Genomic DNA, 17,810 nt, shown 5'->3' on the forward strand with positions numbered 1-17,810 from the left:
AGATGGCTTGGAGCACGGGAGATCTGCGTTTGCTGCATAGCAACATAAGCTCTGCCTGAAATTGCGGCATATCTGTTTTAGAGGGGCGGCATCTGCTGCGAAACGATGCTCCGGTGGTGGTGAGGGCCGGGAGGCCTTGCTATAAGCGCTGACAGAATCCGTAACTCAGCGCGAGCAAGCCCCATGTTTCAGTCCTTCGAGGTCAAGTCCACGCCGATTCACGGCAAGTCCCGCATCGCAGCGTTACGCGGCTTGTTCGGCGAACTCGGAATCGACGGTGTGCTCGTTCCGCGCTCGGATGAGTATTTGGGAGAATATGTTCCGGAATCGGCCGAACGCCTGGCCTGGGCCACCGGATTTACCGGGTCGGCCGGTATGCTGATGGTGACCGAAACGCTGGCCGTCGTCTTTGTCGACGGGCGTTATGTCACGCAGCTTGCTCAGCAAGTGGATCCTGCCGTCTTCACGCCTGGCGATCTCGTCGGTGAACCGCCGCACAAGTGGATCGAAAACCGGGCACCGAAGGGTTTTCGCCTGGGCATCGATCCCTGGATGCATACCGGTGCCGAAGTGCGCCGGCTGGAGAAGGCGCTGGCCGACAAGGGCGGCAGTCTGGTCTTCCTTCCCTTCAACCCTGTTGATCGCCTTTGGACGGATCGCCCGGCAGAGCCGAAGGGCGCCGTGATGATCCAGGCCCTCAATCAGGCGGGTGCATCGGCTGCTGACAAGCTGAAGAAGATCAGCGCCGATCTGACCGAAAGGAATCTGGCGGCTGTTCTGATCACCGATCCATCGTCGGTCGCTTGGATCTTCAATCTGCGCGGCAGCGACGTGCCGCACACGCCGCATCCGCTGTCTCGCGCGATCATCAAGGCAGACGGTTCGGCCGAACTCTTCCTCGACAGCGCAAAGACCAATCTTGAGGTCGAGAGCTATCTGCGCGACCTCTGCGAACAGGTTGATCCGGCCGTCCTGTCCGAGCGGCTGGAGCGTGTTGCCCGCGATGGCGCGCGCATCCTCGTCGATCCCGATCTCGCGCCGTACGCACTCTCCCGCATGATCCGCGAAAGCGGTGGCGAGGTGGTCGAGGGCAATGATCCGGCAAAGCTTGGCCGTGCTGTGAAGAACATGGTCGAGCTCACTGGCTCGGCTGCCGCCCATTTGCAGGATGGCGTGGCCATGGTGGAATTCCTCCGCTGGTTCGACGAGCAGCCGCATGGCAGCCTGACCGAAATCGCGGCAGCGCAGAAGCTGGAAGCCGTGCGCGCCTCGGTCGGCGAGCGCATGCAGAACCCGCTCAAGGATATCTCCTTCGACACGATCTCCGGTGCCGGCGAGAACGCCGCGATCATGCATTACCGCGTGACGACGGAAAGCGACCGACAAATCCGGTCGGCCGAGATGTTCCTGATCGATTCGGGCGCCCAATATGTGAACGGCACCACCGACATCACCCGCACGCTTGCTGTCGGGGAGGTGCCGGAAGAGCAGAAGCGATTCTTCACACTGGCGCTGAAGGGCATGATTGCGATCAGCACGGCGCGTTTCCCGAAGGGCACGCGCGGCTGCGATCTCGATCCCCTGGCCCGTATCGCGCTGTGGAAGGCCGGTGCCGACTTCGCCCATGGCACGGGCCATGGCGTTGGCTCCTATCTCTCCGTGCATGAGGGGCCGCAGCGGATTGCCCGGCTGTCTACGCAGGAGATGCTGCCCGGCATGATCCTCTCGAACGAGCCGGGCTACTACCGTCCGGGCAGCTTCGGTATCCGCATCGAGAACCTGATCTATGTGCGCGAGGCCGAGGCGATCGAGGGTGGCGACCAGCCGATGCTCGGTTTCGAGACGCTGACCTTTGTGCCGATCGATCGCAACCTCATCGTCGAGGACCTGCTGACGCGGGACGAGCTGCAGTGGCTCGACGCCTATCATGCCAAGACCCGCGAAGAGTTGTCGCCGCTTATCTCCGATGCAGCGACGCGCGAGTGGCTTGAGCAGGCAACGGCGCCGTTTGCGCGCTGAGGGTCATCCGATCAATTGGCGCATCAGCATGACGGTGGCCCAGCCGCCGATCAGCATGGGGATAGCGCCGAAGCGCAAGCCGATCAGGAGGGCCGCGGCCATCGCGACCTTCACGTCGATCTCGCCATAGAAGAAGGCGGGTGCGACGAGGGCGGTCAGGACGGCTGCAGGAACGGCATTGAGGGCCGCCTCCAGGCGTGGCGGCATGGATTTCAGCCGCTTTACGAGCACATAGCCGGCGATGCGGGTGAGGAAGGTCGCGGCTGCGGCGGCCGCGATCAGTAGCGTCATGTAGGGCGTGAGCAGGGTGGTCATGGTGCTGTCTCCTCACGGGCGGCAGGCAGCGGGAGAACAGCCGCCAGTAGAATGCCTGCGAGGGCGCCGACGCTGATGTGCCAGGGGGCGCCGATCAGGTGCTGTGCAATCACCGAAACTACGGCACTGATGGCGACGATCATCAGGAAATTTCCGCGCTTGCGGAAGCCGAGGACCAGGCCGAGGAAATAGATCGGCAGCAGAACGTCTATGCCCCAGTCAGCGGGATTGCCGATGACGCTGCCGAGCGCCCCGCCGACACCACTCATGGCAACCCAGGGCACATAGATCATCGCGCCGAAGCCGAGATACCAGGGGAAGCTCACCTCGCGGCCGCTCTCGCCGCGGGCGACGGCTTCTGCAAACTGCGGATCGGTGAGCAGGAAGAAGCTCAGCATCTTCTGGGGAAATGTGTAGTGGTCGATGAAGGGGGTGAGCGCAGCCGAATAGAGGACGTGGCGGAAGTTCACGGCCAGCATCGAGAGGATAACGACCCACATGGGTACGTCCTGGCCGAACAGTTCGATGCCCACCAACTGGCTGGCGCCGGCATAGACCGTCGCGCTCATCAGGGCTGCTTCGGCGACCGTCTGGCCATTGGCGACGGCTACGGCTCCGAACAGGATCGCGAAGGGACCCGCAGAGATGATGACGGGAAGTGCCTTCAGCGCACCTTGGGTGAATTCGGATCGGGACATCTCGGCAATTCTCGCGTTTCTCTGCTGGCTAAAGCCTGTTTGTCCGGTGGACAAACCAATTCCGCTGATGGAACGACCATCGTCGTTGATGATTGCCCATTGCCATTGGACGGTTGCCGTCGTCTTGTCGAAAAGTCGCAACCGAGCATGGTGGAGCTTGAGCAGGCAGGATGGATAAGGATCTGATCAGCCGGGAAGAGAAGGAGCGCTTGCTCCTCAGGGTTCAGCGCCATCTGTCGGACGACGCCGAGGTGGAGCTCGGACGGTTCGAGGCCGAGACACTCGTCGACCTCGTCGCCGCGCTAATCGGCCCGTTTTACTACAACAAGGGACTGCGCGATGCGCAGGCGCTGCTTGCCCGGCAGGTCGACCAGATCAACGATGCGCTTTACGAAATGGAGCGCCTGCCGGAGACGTGACTACTTCTTCGTGCGGATCTGGAAGGTGTGTTCCGGGCCCGGGAAGACGCGGTCCTTCACCTCGGCGGCGTAGTCGCTGGCGGCCTTGTCGATGACCTCCGCCAGCTCGCTATAGTGCTTGACGAAGCGCGGCTTGAACTCGTTGAACAGGCCGAGCATGTCGTCGGAGACGAGGATCTGGCCGTCACAGGCGGGTGAGGCGCCGATGCCGATCGTCGCAGCCTTCACCGTGGTGGTGATCTCGCGGGCGAGCGGCTCGACAGTGCCTTCGATCACCATGGCAAAGGCGCCGGCTTCGTCGATTGCTTTGGCATCGCGGCGGATCTTGTCCTGCTCGGCTTCGCTGTGGCCCTTGGAGCGATAACCACCCGAGGTGTTTACCTGCTGCGGCATCAGGCCGATATGACCGAAGACCGGAACGCCGCGGCTGACGAGGAATTCGACCGTCTCCGCCATTTCAGCGCCGCCTTCGAGCTTCACGCCGTCGCAGCCGGTTTCCTTCATCAGGCGCACGGCGTTGCGGAAGGCCTGTTCCTTGCTCTCCTGATAGGAGCCAAAGGGCAGGTCGACGATCACGCAGGCGCGTGACGTGCCGCGCATAGTTGCCTGGCCGTGGGCGACCATCATGTCCATGGTGACACCAACAGTGGTCTCCATGCCGTAGAGCACCATGCCGAGGCTGTCGCCAACGAGCAGCAGATCACAGTGCCGGTCGAGGATACGTGCGACCGGCGTCGTATAGGCGGTCAGCGAGACGATCGGCCTCACGCCCTTGAGGGCCGTGATATCTGCGGGGGTGAAGCGCTTCTGGCGGGGTGGTGTGCTCATGTCAGGCGGCCTCCATGCCGGTGGCGGCCGCTTGGCCGATGATGCGGTTGTCGAGAAGCTTGGTCTTGCCGAAGCGGACGTAAAGCAGCACGAGCGCGGTGGCATTCACCGTCTCAATGCGCTCCAGGGTGCGGGGATCGCGGATCGCGACGACCTCGGGTTCTGCCAGCGGTTCGGTGCGGATGAACTCGATCAGCTTGCTTTCCAGCGTCGCCACGTCACGCAGACCGGTCAGCAGCAGGCGTTCGGCTTCCGCGAGCGCCTTCGGCACGATGACCGCTGCCGCGCGCTCGGCGGGCGACAGGTAGACATTGCGCGAGGAGCAGGCGAGGCCATCGGCCTCCCGCACGGTTGCGACAGGCACGACGCGGACCGGCTGGGCGAGATCCTCGACCATCTTCCGAATGATCGTGACCTGCTGATAGTCCTTTTCGCCGAAATAGGCGGCGTCCGGCTGGACGATGTTGAAGAGTTTGGTGACGACGGTTGACACGCCAGCGAAGTGTCCCGGGCGTGCCTCGCCCTCAAGCTCGGAGCCGAGCTTCGGCAGATCGACGACCGTCTGCATCGGTTCCGGATACATATCCTCGACGCCGGGGGCGAAGAGATAATCCACGCCTGCTTCTTCCAGCATGGCGCTGTCGCGGGCGAGGTCACGGGGATATTTTTCGAGATCCTCGTTTTTGCCGAACTGCAGCGGATTGACGAAGATCGAGACGACGGTGACGTCGTTTTCAGACTTGGCGCGGCCGACGAGGCTCAAGTGGCCCTGATGCAGATAACCCATGGTCGGCACGAAGCCGATGGTCTGGCCGGCACGGCGGCGGGGCGCGAGCTTCAGTCGCAAAGCGGCGATCGTGGTGACGATTTCCATGACCGGCGTCCTCCCTGTCTTCTCACTGGCTCGGCTCTAGCGCTTGCCGCCAAAAAAGGCAATCGCACGAATCCTTTGCAGAAACTTCCTCAGAAACCGAATCGATCACTGTCGGTTATCTCGACGCCTGCGAGGCGCATGGCTTCGAGGGCCTCCTCGACGCCTTTCGGATCGATGCCGCGGCAGCCGTCTGCGATCAGTCGAACCTTCACACCGGGCAGCATGTCGACTGCGTCGAGAGCGGAGAACCTGACGCAATAGTCCGTGGCGAGACCCAACAGGTCGAGCTCGGTCACGCCCTTCGCCTTCAGCCATTCGCCAAGACCCGTCAGCGCCGCCTTATCGTTGTCGCGGAAGGCGGAATAGCTGTCGACCTTGGGATTTTCGCCCTTGCGCTGGATGAAGTCGATGCGGGTGGTTTCGAGATCCGGATGGAAGTCCGCATCCACCGTTCCCTGGACGCAGTGATCGGGCCACATGACTTGCGGCTGGCCGGAGAGCTCTCCCATGTCGAAAGGCTTCTTGCCGGCATGCTGGGAGGCGAAGCTGCCGTGATCGGCGGGATGCCAATCCTGCGATGCGACGACCAGATCATAGGCGCCGCTTGCCATCAGGCGGTTTGCGACGGGGACGACCGCATCGCCTTCCGCAACCGGCAGATTGCCGCCGGGGCAGAAGCCGTTCTGGATGTCGATGAGCAGCAGGGCCTTGGTCATGATCGGGCTCCATTTCTTGTGCGGCGCAAGATGGCAATGACGGAGCTTCGGATCAAGGGCGGCTATCCCGATTTCAGCAGGTTCCGAAAGATGGAACAATCGATTGGTTCCATCGTTCCGACTGAAGTCGTTCTTCGACCCGGCCGCGCCTGCGGTCAGATCCGCAATTTTCAAAAATCGAATGGAACCGGCATGTTTCTCATCGTTACCGCCGTCGTCTTCGGGATCCTGGGGCTTGTCTTCGGGGCAGGGGGCATTCAGCTCCTGACCCTGGGTGGCAGTCCTTATTTCCTTCTGGCCGGGCTTGCCTTCCTTGCCACCGCTATCCTGCTTTACCTCAAGCGTGCCGAGGCGCTGTGGGTTTACGGCGTGTTCATCCTCGTGAGCCTCGTCTGGGCGGTCATGGAGGTCGGTCTCGACTGGTGGCAGCTCGGACCGCGTGGTGGTCTTATCGTCGTGCTGGGCCTGTGGCTGATGCTGCCTGCGATCCGCAAGCGTCTCGGCCCTGCGCATCGCCGCGACCGCGTGGCGACACCCGTGTTGCCGGTTGCCGTGCCGGTCTTGATCGCCGTGGTCGTCGCCGGCATTTCCCTATTCGTCGAAACCTATGGGCACGAAGGTGCGCTTCCGACCGAACAAGTTGCAGCCGCTCCCGCGCTCGGGGGCAATGTTCCGGATGGCGACTGGCACCAGTATGGCCGCACGAACTATGGTCAGCGCTATTCGCCGCTCACCCAGATCAACACGGACAATGTCAAGGATCTCAAGATCGCCTGGACCTATCAGACCGGCGACGTGAAGCTGCCGCAGGACGTCGGCGAGACCACCTATCAGGTCACGCCGCTTAAGGTCGACGACACGCTCTATCTCTGCACGCCCCACAATTGGGCGATTGCCGTCGATGCAGCGACCGGTGAGGAGAAGTGGAAGTTCGATCCGAATGCCGGCCTCGAACCCGACCGCCAGCACCAGACCTGCCGCGGTGTCACCTACTACCGCGATCCGACAGCCGTTGAAGGCACTGTTTGTGCCGAACGCGTCTACCTGCCGACCTCGGACGCGCGTCTGATCGCGCTTGATGCCGGAACCGGCGCCATCTGCGAGAACTTCGCCAATGCCGGTACGCTGCGTCTCGAGCAGAACATGCCCTACAATCCGGCGGGTTATTACTACTCGACCTCGCCGCCGGTCATCGCTGCTGGCAAGATCATCATTGGCGGTGCCGTCAACGATAATTACTCGACGCAGTCGCCGTCCGGCGTGATCCGTGCCTTCGATGTCAACACCGGCGAACTGGTCTGGAATTGGGACAGCGGTAACCCGACGGAAACTGCTCCGATCGGCCCCGACGAGACCTACACGCCGAATTCTCCGAACAGCTGGTCGATCTTCTCGCTCGATGAGGCGCTCGGCCTCGTCTATATCCCGCTCGGTAACCAGGTGCCTGACCAGCTCGGTATGGGGCGCAGCGAGAGTGTGGAGAAATACTCCTCCTCGATCGTCGCGCTCGACGTCAATACCGGCCAGGACCGGTGGGTGCGGCAGACCGTGCATCATGACCTCTGGGACATGGATGTGCCCGCGCAGCCAGTGCTGATGGACCTCAACCGTGAAGACGGCACAGTTGTGCCGGCACTGATCGGGCCGACGAAACAGGGCGACATCTACGTGCTGGACCGGCGCAGTGGCGAGCCGATCATTCCTGTTCGCGAACTGCCGGCACCCGGCGGGGCGATCCCCGAAGACTTCGCCGCGCCGACACAGCCGATTTCGGATCTGACCTTCCGGCCGCCGACGATGACCGAAAGCAATATGTGGGGACTGACCATCATCGACCAGATGATGTGCCGTATCCAGTTCCACCAGCTGAAATACGAAGGACAGTACACGCCGCCGTCACTTGAAGGCACGCTCGTCTATCCCGGCAATTTCGGCACGTTCAACTGGGGCTCGGTCGCTGTCGATCCCGAGCGGCAGGTGATGTTCGGCATGCCGACCTATCTGGCGTTTACATCGAAGCTGGTTCCGCGTTCGGACATCCCGCCGAAGGAGGAGGGTGCGACAGGGTCCGAGCAGGGGCTGAACCGTAATGAAGGTGCTCCTTACGGCGTCATCATGGGCCCGTTCCTGTCGCCGCTCGGCATTCCCTGCCAGGCGCCGCCATGGGGCACGATTGCCGGCGTCGATCTGAAAACGGGTGAGATCGCCTACCAGAAGCGGAACGGCACAGTTTACGACATGACGCCGCTGCCGCTGCCGTTCAAGGTGGGCGTGCCTGGTATCGGCGGCCCGATGATCACCAAGGGTGGCGTCGTCTTCCTTGGTGCCGCGGTCGACAACTATCTGCGTGCCTATGACCTGACCACAGGCGATCAGCTCTGGGAAAGCCGTCTGCCAGCAGGTGGCCAGGCAACGCCGATGACCTATGCGCTGGACAATGGCAAGCAGTACATCGTCATGGTTGCCGGCGGGCATGGCTCGGTCGGCACAACGCCGGGCGATTATGTCATCGCCTACACGCTGCCGGACTGACGCTTGAAGCCCTTGAACCCGCCCGATCACCCCGGGCGGGTTCACTTTCGGGACACTTCGGCGTGTCGTGGCTGGAAGCGAAACGGAACGTTAACCATGTGATTCTAAACACATGCCGTAACGTGAGGATGTTTCGCATGAGTAGCCAAGCCATGAACGGCACGACCAACCCGACCATCGCCTTCTTTCCGCTCGCGAACCGTAGGGACTTGGTGCGCCGCTCCGCGATTGAACTCGATCGCCTGAATGGCTATGCCGCGACGGAATTCTGGAAGACAACCTGCCGCGGTCTGGGTAACGAACTTCTGGCGCTGGGCTGCCCGGAAGACGAGATGCGCGCCGAGATCATGGACTTCCAGGCGGCTGTCCAGATCGAGCTGATGTGGCTGCACCGCGAGGAAGCAGCCCAGGGCTGAACCTCTCAGCGAGAGATGAGCTTGTGCCGCAGAAATGTGAGGCCGCGACTGACGAAGCGCGTCACCTCCAGATAGGTCCGATACGGCAGAACCGTCAGGTAGCGCCAGCGCGGCAGCTTGTAGCTGTTAATGTTGGTCTGGATCTGAGTCTCATGCTCTGAATGCTGGCTTGCGACCAGCGGGTACACAAATGCAGCCCGCAGACCGTAGAGGTATTCCAGATCGAAGGCGATGTCGTAGGCAAGTCTCATCGGGACAAGCTTTTCGACGATCCACCGCGCTGCCTTCCGATTGATGATGTAGGCTCCGGCACCTTTTTCACGCGTCAGGGCAACAGCGAGGTCTCGGCCGGGCTTGAGGCTCTTGAACGTGTATTTTCGACCTCGGTTGACCGTTGTCAGACGCAGCAAATCCCAGTCGTTGCGGTGAAGCGCCGCTAGATCCACGGTCTCGATGAAGTCCTGCTCGAACGAAACATCGTCCTCGAGGATGAGTGCAAGATCTGCATCGCTGGCGAGCAGTCGCCTGGCGCATTCCACATGGCTGAGGTAGCAGCCAACTTCCGGCGGGACGGTGCGCCTACCGTGAAGAAGCTTGTAGCTTAATTCGCTGAATTCAGGCGTCGGGAATACAATCTTGCGTCCGTCCACACCTGACACGCGCTCGAAGACGAGCCCGACGTCGCGCGTTTTCCTCTCCATCTCCCCAAGGCGATCGGTCGCACGATCCATGTTTATCAGATAGACCGCCAGGGACTGGCGGCTTTCGGGCAGGAACTGCAAAGCGGAACTCCATGAGACAGGCGGCAGGACTCGCAGTCATAGCAAGCTCCACCGGGGCGTCAACTCGGACGCATTGAGGTAGTCTCGCGATTAAATCTCAGCTCACTCGTGGACATTTCCTGCTCTATTCAGTTCACTCTCAGTGACCGCCGATCAAGTTAAGGCGGTCCGCAGCCGGGATCAGGCGCGACGCCTCCCGAACGAAGCGCGGTGCTATTTTCGCTGTTGGCAATGGCCGCCACCTGCTTGTCCCGTTCTGCCGATCTTCCTACAAGTGCGGCAACAGAATGACACTCCTTCGACAGTAGCGACGCCTTGGCCAAACTTCATTTCATCTACGCCACCATGAATGCCGGCAAATCCACTTTGCTTTTGCAGGCGGCCTATAACTATCAGGAACGCGGCATGCGGGTCGCGATGCTGATCAGCGCGCTCGACAATCGCGCGGGCAAGGGCTTCATCGGATCGCGGATCGGGCTGAAGGCAGAAGCCGATGCCTTTGGTCAGGAAGAGGATCTCTTCGCGGCCATCAAGGCAGATCATGAGACTTCACCATTGTCTTGCGTCTTCGTCGATGAGGCGCAGTTTTTAACAACAGATCAGGTCTGGCAGCTGTCGCGTGTTGTCGACGTTCTCGATTTACCGGTGATGGCCTATGGTCTGCGCACGGATTTTCGTGGCGAGTTATTCCCGGGATCTCGCGGTCTGCTGGCGATTGCCGACGAACTGACGGAAGCGCGGTCGATCTGCCATTGCGGCCGCAAGGCAACCATGGTCGTGCGCATGGGCGAGGACGGCAAAGCGCAACGGGATGGCGCGCAGGTTCTGATTGGCGGAAACGAGACCTATACGGCGCTCTGCCGCCGTCACTGGCAGCTCGCCTTCTCGGCGGAAGAAGTCCACGACGCTGCCTGAGGCTTGAAGCCGTGCGGTCTTAGTACTCTGCCTGAAGACCCGCGATCATGGGGCTTCAGGCCTTCTCTACAAATCCATCCAGCACGCGCTTCTGACCGGCGCGGTCGAAATCGATCGTCAGCTTGTTGCCCTCGATTGACGAGATATTGCCGTTGCCGAACTTGATGTGGAAGACGCGGTCGCCGACGGAAAAGCGGGAAGGTTCGGTCGCCGTCGACTTGGCGACCAGTTCGCCGTCGATGGTTTTCGCCCTTGGGCCGCTTTCACCGTAACCGATCCGCTCCACTGCATGGCCGGAGCGATTGCCCCAGTTGTCGCGTGTGGCGTCCGTCTTGTTTGCCTGGGCACGCTTCCAGCCGGGCGTCGAATAGCTGTTCTGGAAGGGCTCCTGCTTGTCGAAGCGGGATTGGCCATAGGGATTGCGGCCGTAGCCGCCATAGGAGGTCTCTGCTTCGGCCACCTCGACATGGGCGGGCGGCAGTTCTTCGAGGAAGCGTGACGGCAGGGTCGATTGCCACAGCCCGTGAATGCGGCGGTTGGAGACGAACCAGATGTGGCAGCGGCGCTTGGCGCGGGTAATGCCGACATAGGCGAGCCGGCGTTCCTCTTCGAGGCCCGAGCGGCCACCTTCATCCAGCGCGCGCTGGTGGGGAAACAGGCCTTCTTCCCAGCCGGGCAGGAAGACGGTTTCGAATTCCAGGCCCTTGGCCGAATGCAGCGTCATGATCGAGACGGCATCGAGGTTCTCGTTGGTCTCGGCATCCATGACCAGCGAGACGTGTTCGAGGAAGCCGCGCAGGCTCTCGAAGGCCTCCATCGAGCGGATGAGTTCCTTCAGGTTTTCCAGACGTCCGGGGGCTTCGGCCGACTTGTCGTTCTGCCACATGGCCGTGTAGCCGCTCTCGTCGAGGATCTGCTCGGCGAGTTCGGTATGCGGCGTGTTTTCGAGCAGCGACTGCCAGCGGCGGAAATCGGTAACGACGTCGAAGAGCGCCTTGCGGGCCTTCGGCTTCAACTCGTCCGTTTCGATGATGTCGGTCGCGGCGGCCAGCATCGGGATGTCACGGGCACGCGCATAATCGTGCAGATTGCGGATCGTCGTGTCACCCAGGCCGCGCTTCGGCGTGTTGACGATGCGCTCGAAGGCCAGATCGTCGGCCGGCTGGCAGACGAGGCGGAAGTAGGCCATGGCATCACGGATTTCGAGGCGCTCGTAGAAGCGAGGGCCGCCAATGACGCGGTAATTGAGGCCAAGCGTGACGAAACGGTCTTCGAATTCGCGCATCTGGAACGAGGCGCGGACCAGGATCGCCATGTTGTTCAGCGGGTGCTGATTGCGCTGGAGCTGCTCGATCTCCTCGCCGACGGCGCGGGCTTCCTCTTCCGAATCCCAGGCGGCATGGACGACAACTTTGTCGTCGTTCGGATCGACGCGGTCGGTGAACAGCGTCTTGCCGAGGCGGCCTTCATTATGGGCGATCAGGAAGCCGGCGGCGCCCAGAATGTGTTCTGTCGAACGGTAATTGCGCTCCAGCTTGATCACCTTGGCGCCCGGAAAGTCCTTCTCGAAGCGCAGGATGTTGTCCACTTCCGCGCCGCGCCAGCCATAGATCGACTGGTCGTCGTCGCCAACGCAGCAGACATTCTGCGGCACACCCGGCGGTCGCTGGGCGAGCAGGCGCAGCCACATGTACTGGGCGGTGTTGGTGTCCTGATATTCGTCGACCAGAACGTATTTGAAGCGCTGGTGGTATTCCTTCAGCACGTCGGGATTGGCCTTGAACATGCGGATCGGATGCAGCAGCAGGTCACCGAAATCGCAGGCGTTCAGTGCCTGCAGCCGCTTCTGGTAGGCGGCATACAGTTCGCGGCCCTTGCCGTTGGCAAAGGCGCGGGCGTCACCTTCGGGGATCTGCGCCGGATCGAGACCCTTGTTCTTCCAGCCGTCGATCATCTGGGCGAACTGCTTGGCCGGCCAGCGCTTGTCGTCCAGACCTTCGGCCTGGATGATCTGCTTGATCAGCCGTACGACGTCGTCTGTGTCGAGAATGGTGAAATTAGAGGTGAGGTCGACGAGTTCGGCGTGCCGGCGGAGCAATTTGACGCCGATCGAGTGGAAGGTGCCGAGCCAGGGCATGCCCTCGACCGCGCCACCGACGAGATGGCCGATACGCTCCTTCATCTCGCGCGCTGCCTTGTTGGTGAAGGTCACCGCAAGGATCTGGCTCGGGAAGGCACGGTTGGTCGCGAGGATATGGGCGATACGGGTGGTCAGGACGCGGGTTTTCCCCGTGCCAGCGCCTGCGAGGACGAGGACGGGGCCATCGACGGTTTCGACCGCTTCGCGCTGTTCCGGGTTAAGGCCGGAGAGATAATCGGGCGCGCGTGCCTGATCGCGGGCGGCCATGGCTCGGGCCGCAATGCCAAGGCCGCCGCCGGAAGGCACGCCTGGCCCAGGTGTCGGAACTGGGGCAGCGGAAGCGGCCGGCTTGCGCGGCGCAGGCTCTTCATCGAAGAAGGGAATGTCGTCGAAACCGTTACTCATGCGGCTCAATGTAGTGATTCGGGTCGGAAAGGCCAGTGAAGGCGTTCTGGTTTTATTCCTCGCGCCCGCCAACCCACGGATTTCCGAGGTCTTCCGTCTCTCCGCATGCTACAATCCTGCAAACAGTGGAATGACCGCCTCAATGGTGAGCGCGATCACGCGGGCGTGAAAAGTTGCGAGATTACAAATCAGTAAGCTTGCCGTTCAGGCATTGCCAGTTCCGGTTTGCGCCCGATACTTAACCACCATCATCCAGTTCGATTTTTATTTGGAGCCTTGCATGCCGCTTTGGAAGCAACTCGCCATCAGTATTGCCCTTCTTTTCGTTGGCCTCTGTTCCTGGGTTTATCTCTCACCGGGGGCCGGCCAGACGCTGGTTTCCATGGGCGTTCCGGCATCCGCCGTGGCACTCATCTCGGGTGGTGGCGCTGAAGGAGAGGCCGCGGGTCAACGCGGCCAGGGGCAGGGCGGGCAACAGGCGCAGTCCGGCGGACAAGGCTCTGGACAGGGCTCCGGACAGGGCCAAGCGCAGGGCAATCGTCGTGGCGGTGGCAACCAGGCCATACTCGTCGCAACCCAGCCGGTCGCCATGGGTGTGGTCAATGATCGGCTGAGCGCAATCGGCGATGGCGAGGCAATCGAAGCCGTGACCGTCATGCCGCAGGCTTCCGGTACGATCGCGGAAATCCTCGTGTCCTCGGGCCAGAAGGTGACGAAGGGCGACGTGATCGCCCGGCTCGATCGCGAGGAGCAGGTGATCCTGCGTGACCAGGCGGCCGTTGCGCTGCGCAGCGCGAAGGAAAAGGCCGAGTCCTACCGAAACCTGCAGAGCTTCTCGCGTCTGGACGTACTCGATGCCCAGATTGCCGAGGAACAGGCGCAGTTGCAGCTCACCACCGCCGAGCTCAATCTGAAGCGTCGTGACATCGTTGCCCCGATCGACGGCATCATCGGTATCGTTGGCATCAGCGTCGGCGACAATGTGACGAATTCCACGGCTATCGTGTCCCTCGACAATCGCAGCCAGTTGCTGGTCGACTTCTGGGCACCGGAGCGTTTCGCTGTGGCCGTGCGCCCAGGCATGCCGGTCGAGGCCAATTCCGTCTCGCGCCCGGGGCAGGTCTTCCAGGGCAGCGTGGAAGCGGTCGACAGCCGTGTTGACGAGGCAAGCCGCACCATCCGGATCCGCGCCAAGATCGACAATCCCGATGACGTTCTGCGCGCGGGCATGTCCTTTGCCGTCGGCATGCGCTTTCCGGGCGACAGCTATGCGGCGGTCAACCCGCTTGCCGTCCAGTGGGACGGCGAAGGCTCCTTCGTCTGGCAGATCGTCGATAACAAGTCTGTGAAGACTCGCGTGCGGATCGTCCAGCGCAATTCCGACCAGATCCTGGTCGAGGCGCAACTCAAGGAGGGTGACCTAGTTGCCGTCGAGGGCCTGCAGCGCGTGCGTGAGGGTGGAACGGTGGAGATTGCCGGTCAGCCTAAGGCAGGTTCCGAGGAGGTTGCCGTACGATGAGCGCGACAGAGAACGGTTCCGAACAGTCCGGGCGCAGCTTCACCGCGCTCTTTGTCCGCCGGCCGGTTCTGGCGGCGGTCCTCAACACCCTTCTTGTCGTGGCCGGTCTTGCAGCGCTTGCAGGCATCGAAATTCGCGAACTGCCTGACGTCGACCAGCCAGTGATCACGGTCAGCACCGATTACGACGGTGCTTCCGCGCAAACCATGGACCAGGAAGTTACCCGGATCATCGAGGGCGCCGTTGCCCGCGTGAGCGGTCTGAAATCCATGTCGTCGCGCTCCTCGTTCGGGGAAAGCCGCACGACGCTCGAATTCAGTGACAATGTCGATCTCGCGGTTGCCGCAAACGACGTGCGCGATGCGCTCGGTCGGGTGCGCAACCAGTTGCCCGACGACACGGACGAACCGCGGATCGTCAAGGCGGATGCCGATTCCCAGCCGATCATGCGGCTTGCCGTGACATCCACGACGCTCTCCATGGAAGATCTGACGCTGCTGGTGGAGAACGAGATCTCCGACCGGCTGGCGGCTGTCGAAGGCGTCGCCGACGTCCAGATCTATGGCGACCAGGAAAAGGTCTTCCGCATCGACGTCAACCAGGCGGCGCTTGCGAGCCGCGGCCTGAGTGTGGCGAGCCTTGCAACCGCGTTGCAGAATTCCTCGCTCGATGTTCCCGCAGGCTCCCTTGAATCGCAGACGCAGGACATCGTCGTTAGGGCGACAGCCAGCCTGACCACAGTCGATGATTTCGAGAATGTACTGATCGGTGATCGTGTGCGGTTGCGCGACGTGGCAACCGTAACGCTTGGCCCCGATGACGGCTCGACCTCGCTGCGCTCAAACGGCGTCCAGGGCGTTGGCCTTGGCATCATTCGCCAGGCGCAGTCAAACACGCTGAACATCTCGGCAGGCGTGCATGCCGCCGTGGATGCGATGGCGAGCGCGCTGCCAGACGGCACGCGGGTGATCATCACCAGTGACGACGCGGTCTTCATCCAGGGCGCACTGCACGAAGTCGAGCTGGCACTCGGTCTCTCTGCCGTCATCGTTCTCGTCGTGCTTTATCTCTTCCTGCGCGATTGGCGGGCGACCTTGATCCCGGCATTGACCATGCCGGTTGCTCTGATCGGGACGCTGGTTGCGATCTATCTCGTCGGCTTCTCGCTCAACATCCTGACCCTGCTTGCGATCGTGCTTGCGACCGGTCTCGTCGTCGACGACGCGATCGTGGTGCTCGAAAACATCGTTCGTCGTCGGTCCGAGGGCATGGGGCCGCGGGCTGCGGCCGTGCTCGGCACCCAGGAAGTGTTTTTTGCCGTGCTTGCGACCACGGCAACGCTTGCCGCGGTCTTCGTGCCGCTTTCCTTCCTGCCGGGCCAGCTCGGTGGTCTTTTCCGCGAGTTCGGTTTCGTGCTCGCCTTCGCGGTCCTGCTGTCCTCGGTCACGGCACTGACTTTGTGCCCGATGATGGCGTCGCGCATGCTGACGCGGGAAACCAAGGAAGATCACGGCGTATTGGGCGCATTCGGCAATCGCTTTGCCAGTTTTTATGCGCGTTCGCTCCGGGCCTGCCTCGGCAACCCGTTGATCGTCGGCGTTTTCGCCCTGGTGTTCTCCGGCGCGGCCTATGTGGCCTTCACGGCGATCCAGAGCGAAATCACACCGCGCGAAGACCGCTCCATGGTGATGATGCGGCTTTCGACACCGCAGGGCTCCAGCCTGTCCTACACGCGTGATCAGCTGCAGCGGGTCGAGGAGAACCTTAAGCCACTGCGCGACAGCGGTGAGATCCAGAATATCTTCTCGATCTCGGGTCAGGGCTCCTCCAACAGCGCCTTCATGGTGATGACGCTGGCACCCTGGTCGGAGCGCGAGCGGACCCAGGACCAGATCGTGCAGGACGTGAATGCTGCTGCCGCCCAGGTGCCTGCGTTGCGCGGCAACGTCTTCCAGTCGAACAGTCTTCGCATTCGCGGGGCCGGCAGTGGCCTGCAGATGGCGGTCGTCGGCTCCAACCATGAGACGCTGACGGCAGCGGCCCTGCAGATCGTCGATCAGCTGAGGGATCGGCCGGAGTTCCAGACGCCTCGCCTCGACAACGAGCCGAGCCAGGCGCAGATCTCTGTGACGATCGACCGTGAGCGGGCATCCGATCTCGGCATCGATATCGGGGCGATCGGCACTTCGTTGCAGGCGCTTCTCGAGGGCCGCTCGGTTACCGACGTTTTTGTCGACGGCAACTCGATCCCGGTTCGTCTGGTGTCGAGCACGCAGCCGATCAACGATCCGACGGATCTCGAGAACATCTTCCTGACGACCTCGGACGGTCGTGTTGTGCCGATGTCGTCGATCGCGTCTCTCGAGGAAAACGCCGTTTCGCCGACGCTGAACCGCGAGCAGCAGCTTGCCTCTGTCTCCTTCTCGGCCGGCCTTGGCGATGGTGTGGCCCTTGGGGACGCCGTCGAGATGGTGACGGAGATTGCCCAGCCGCTTCTGCCGCCGGGTTCGCGTCTGCTTCCGCTCGCCGAGGCCGCGACGCTGGAGCAGAACAGCTATGGCATGGCGCTGACCTTCGGCTTTGCGATTGCGATCATCTTCCTGGTGCTCGCGGCACAGTTCGAAAGCGTGGTGTCCTCACTGATCATCATGGCGACAGTGCCTCTCGGGCTTGCCTGTGCCGTGTTCGCACTCGTCGTCACGGGATCGTCGCTCAATGTCTACAGTCAGATCGGCCTTGTTCTGCTTGTCGGGGTCATGGCCAAGAATGGCATCCTGATCGTCGAATTCGCCAATCAGCTGCGCGATCGGGGGCTCTCGGTGCGTGAGGCGATCGAGACGGCCTGCACTATCCGCCTGCGTCCTGTGATGATGACGATGATCGCAACCGTGCTGGGTGGCGTGCCGCTGGTGCTTGCTCAAGGGGCGGGTGCGGAAGCGCGCATTGCGCTCGGCTGGGTGATCGTCGGCGGTCTCGGCGTGGCGACGCTGGTGACCCTCTACATCACACCGGTCGCCTATCTGATGCTCGCCCGCTTCTCCAAGCCGCATGCTCAGGAAGAAGCACGCCTGAAGACGGAACTGGAGGATGCGACCCTCAAGATCGCCAATGATGCGGGCTTGCCGCCGCGGATCGCAGCAGAGTGACGGGGAGGGGCGCCATGCTCCTCCTGCGCCCTTCGCACGTCTGGACAATTCCCGAACCCTATCCCATAGCAGGGGCGTGTCGGCGC

The 17,810-nt window shown here is 62.1% G+C and carries 14 protein-coding genes; 7 read left to right on the forward strand and 7 right to left on the reverse strand.

Features of this window, described 5'->3' with window-relative positions:
* The first annotated feature begins 183 nt into the window (after positions 1–183).
* The gene (locus AC02Y0_RS05860; RefSeq protein WP_476382970.1) at positions 184–2,019 is read left to right on the forward strand and encodes an aminopeptidase P family protein; all 1,836 of its coding nucleotides are present in this window, start codon (positions 184–186) and stop codon (positions 2,017–2,019) included.
* A 3-nt stretch (positions 2,020–2,022) separates the two neighbouring features.
* Here AC02Y0_RS05860 and AC02Y0_RS05865 read toward each other — a convergent pair whose 3' ends face one another.
* Positions 2,023–2,334 (reverse strand): AzlD family protein, encoded by a 312-nt coding sequence (locus AC02Y0_RS05865; protein ID WP_102022098.1) that lies wholly within the window; start codon positions 2,332–2,334, stop codon positions 2,023–2,025.
* Positions 2,331–3,032 carry an AzlC family ABC transporter permease gene (locus tag AC02Y0_RS05870; RefSeq protein ID WP_476382971.1) on the reverse strand — a complete coding sequence of 234 codons (702 nt, stop codon included), beginning with the start codon at positions 3,030–3,032 and terminating at the stop codon, positions 2,331–2,333. The genes AC02Y0_RS05865 and AC02Y0_RS05870 overlap by 4 nt, the downstream gene beginning before the upstream one ends.
* A 170-nt stretch (positions 3,033–3,202) precedes the next feature.
* Here AC02Y0_RS05870 and AC02Y0_RS05875 point away from each other — a divergent pair, with 170 nt between their 5' ends.
* Positions 3,203–3,451 (forward strand): DUF2164 domain-containing protein, encoded by a 249-nt coding sequence (locus tag AC02Y0_RS05875; RefSeq protein WP_476382972.1) that lies wholly within the window; start codon positions 3,203–3,205, stop codon positions 3,449–3,451.
* Here the strand turns inward: AC02Y0_RS05875 and panB are convergent, their stop codons facing one another.
* The 3 genes from panB to pncA all read right to left on the reverse strand — a co-directional run bounded on the left by panB (position 3,452) and on the right by pncA (position 5,869).
* Positions 3,452–4,279 carry a 3-methyl-2-oxobutanoate hydroxymethyltransferase gene (panB, locus tag AC02Y0_RS05880; RefSeq protein ID WP_476382973.1) on the reverse strand — a complete coding sequence of 276 codons (828 nt, stop codon included), beginning with the start codon at positions 4,277–4,279 and terminating at the stop codon, positions 3,452–3,454.
* A 1-nt stretch (position 4,280) separates the two neighbouring features.
* Complete coding sequence (gene panC / locus AC02Y0_RS05885) at positions 4,281–5,153, reverse strand: pantoate--beta-alanine ligase (RefSeq protein ID WP_476382974.1); 873 nt, start codon at positions 5,151–5,153, stop codon at positions 4,281–4,283.
* Between the two features lie 89 nt (positions 5,154–5,242).
* Complete coding sequence (gene pncA, locus AC02Y0_RS05890) at positions 5,243–5,869, reverse strand: bifunctional nicotinamidase/pyrazinamidase (RefSeq protein WP_476382975.1); 627 nt, start codon at positions 5,867–5,869, stop codon at positions 5,243–5,245.
* Positions 5,870–6,061: 192 nt separating this feature from the next.
* Here pncA and AC02Y0_RS05895 point away from each other — a divergent pair, with 192 nt between their 5' ends.
* The gene (locus AC02Y0_RS05895) at positions 6,062–8,401 is read left to right on the forward strand and encodes a glucose/quinate/shikimate family membrane-bound PQQ-dependent dehydrogenase (protein ID WP_476382976.1); all 2,340 of its coding nucleotides are present in this window, start codon (positions 6,062–6,064) and stop codon (positions 8,399–8,401) included.
* Positions 8,402–8,538: 137 nt separating this feature from the next.
* Complete coding sequence (locus tag AC02Y0_RS05900) at positions 8,539–8,817, forward strand: DUF6074 family protein (RefSeq protein WP_102022104.1); 279 nt, start codon at positions 8,539–8,541, stop codon at positions 8,815–8,817.
* A 5-nt stretch (positions 8,818–8,822) separates the two neighbouring features.
* Here AC02Y0_RS05900 and AC02Y0_RS05905 read toward each other — a convergent pair whose 3' ends face one another.
* On the reverse strand, positions 8,823–9,599 hold the full coding sequence (locus AC02Y0_RS05905; RefSeq protein WP_476382978.1) for a glycosyltransferase family 25 protein: 777 nt from the start codon (positions 9,597–9,599) through the stop codon (positions 8,823–8,825).
* 315 nt (positions 9,600–9,914) lie between these two features.
* On the opposite strand from AC02Y0_RS05905, the gene AC02Y0_RS05910 reads away from it, so the two are divergent.
* On the forward strand, positions 9,915–10,514 hold the full coding sequence (locus AC02Y0_RS05910; protein ID WP_476382980.1) for a thymidine kinase: 600 nt from the start codon (positions 9,915–9,917) through the stop codon (positions 10,512–10,514).
* Between the two features lie 55 nt (positions 10,515–10,569).
* Here the strand turns inward: AC02Y0_RS05910 and AC02Y0_RS05915 are convergent, their stop codons facing one another.
* Positions 10,570–13,059, reverse strand: coding sequence for an ATP-dependent helicase (locus AC02Y0_RS05915; protein ID WP_476382982.1), 2,490 nt, complete (start codon positions 13,057–13,059; stop codon positions 10,570–10,572).
* Positions 13,060–13,339: 280 nt separating this feature from the next.
* Here AC02Y0_RS05915 and AC02Y0_RS05920 point away from each other — a divergent pair, with 280 nt between their 5' ends.
* Both AC02Y0_RS05920 and AC02Y0_RS05925 read left to right on the forward strand, forming a co-directional pair.
* On the forward strand, positions 13,340–14,578 hold the full coding sequence (locus tag AC02Y0_RS05920; RefSeq protein ID WP_476382983.1) for an efflux RND transporter periplasmic adaptor subunit: 1,239 nt from the start codon (positions 13,340–13,342) through the stop codon (positions 14,576–14,578).
* Positions 14,575–17,724, forward strand: a complete 3,150-nt coding sequence (locus tag AC02Y0_RS05925; protein WP_476382985.1) for an efflux RND transporter permease subunit — start codon at positions 14,575–14,577, stop codon at positions 17,722–17,724. Before AC02Y0_RS05920 ends, AC02Y0_RS05925 begins: the two co-directional genes overlap by 4 nt.
* Positions 17,725–17,810 lie beyond the last annotated feature (86 nt).

The organism is Allorhizobium sp. nf9_anc, from assembly GCF_056323085.1.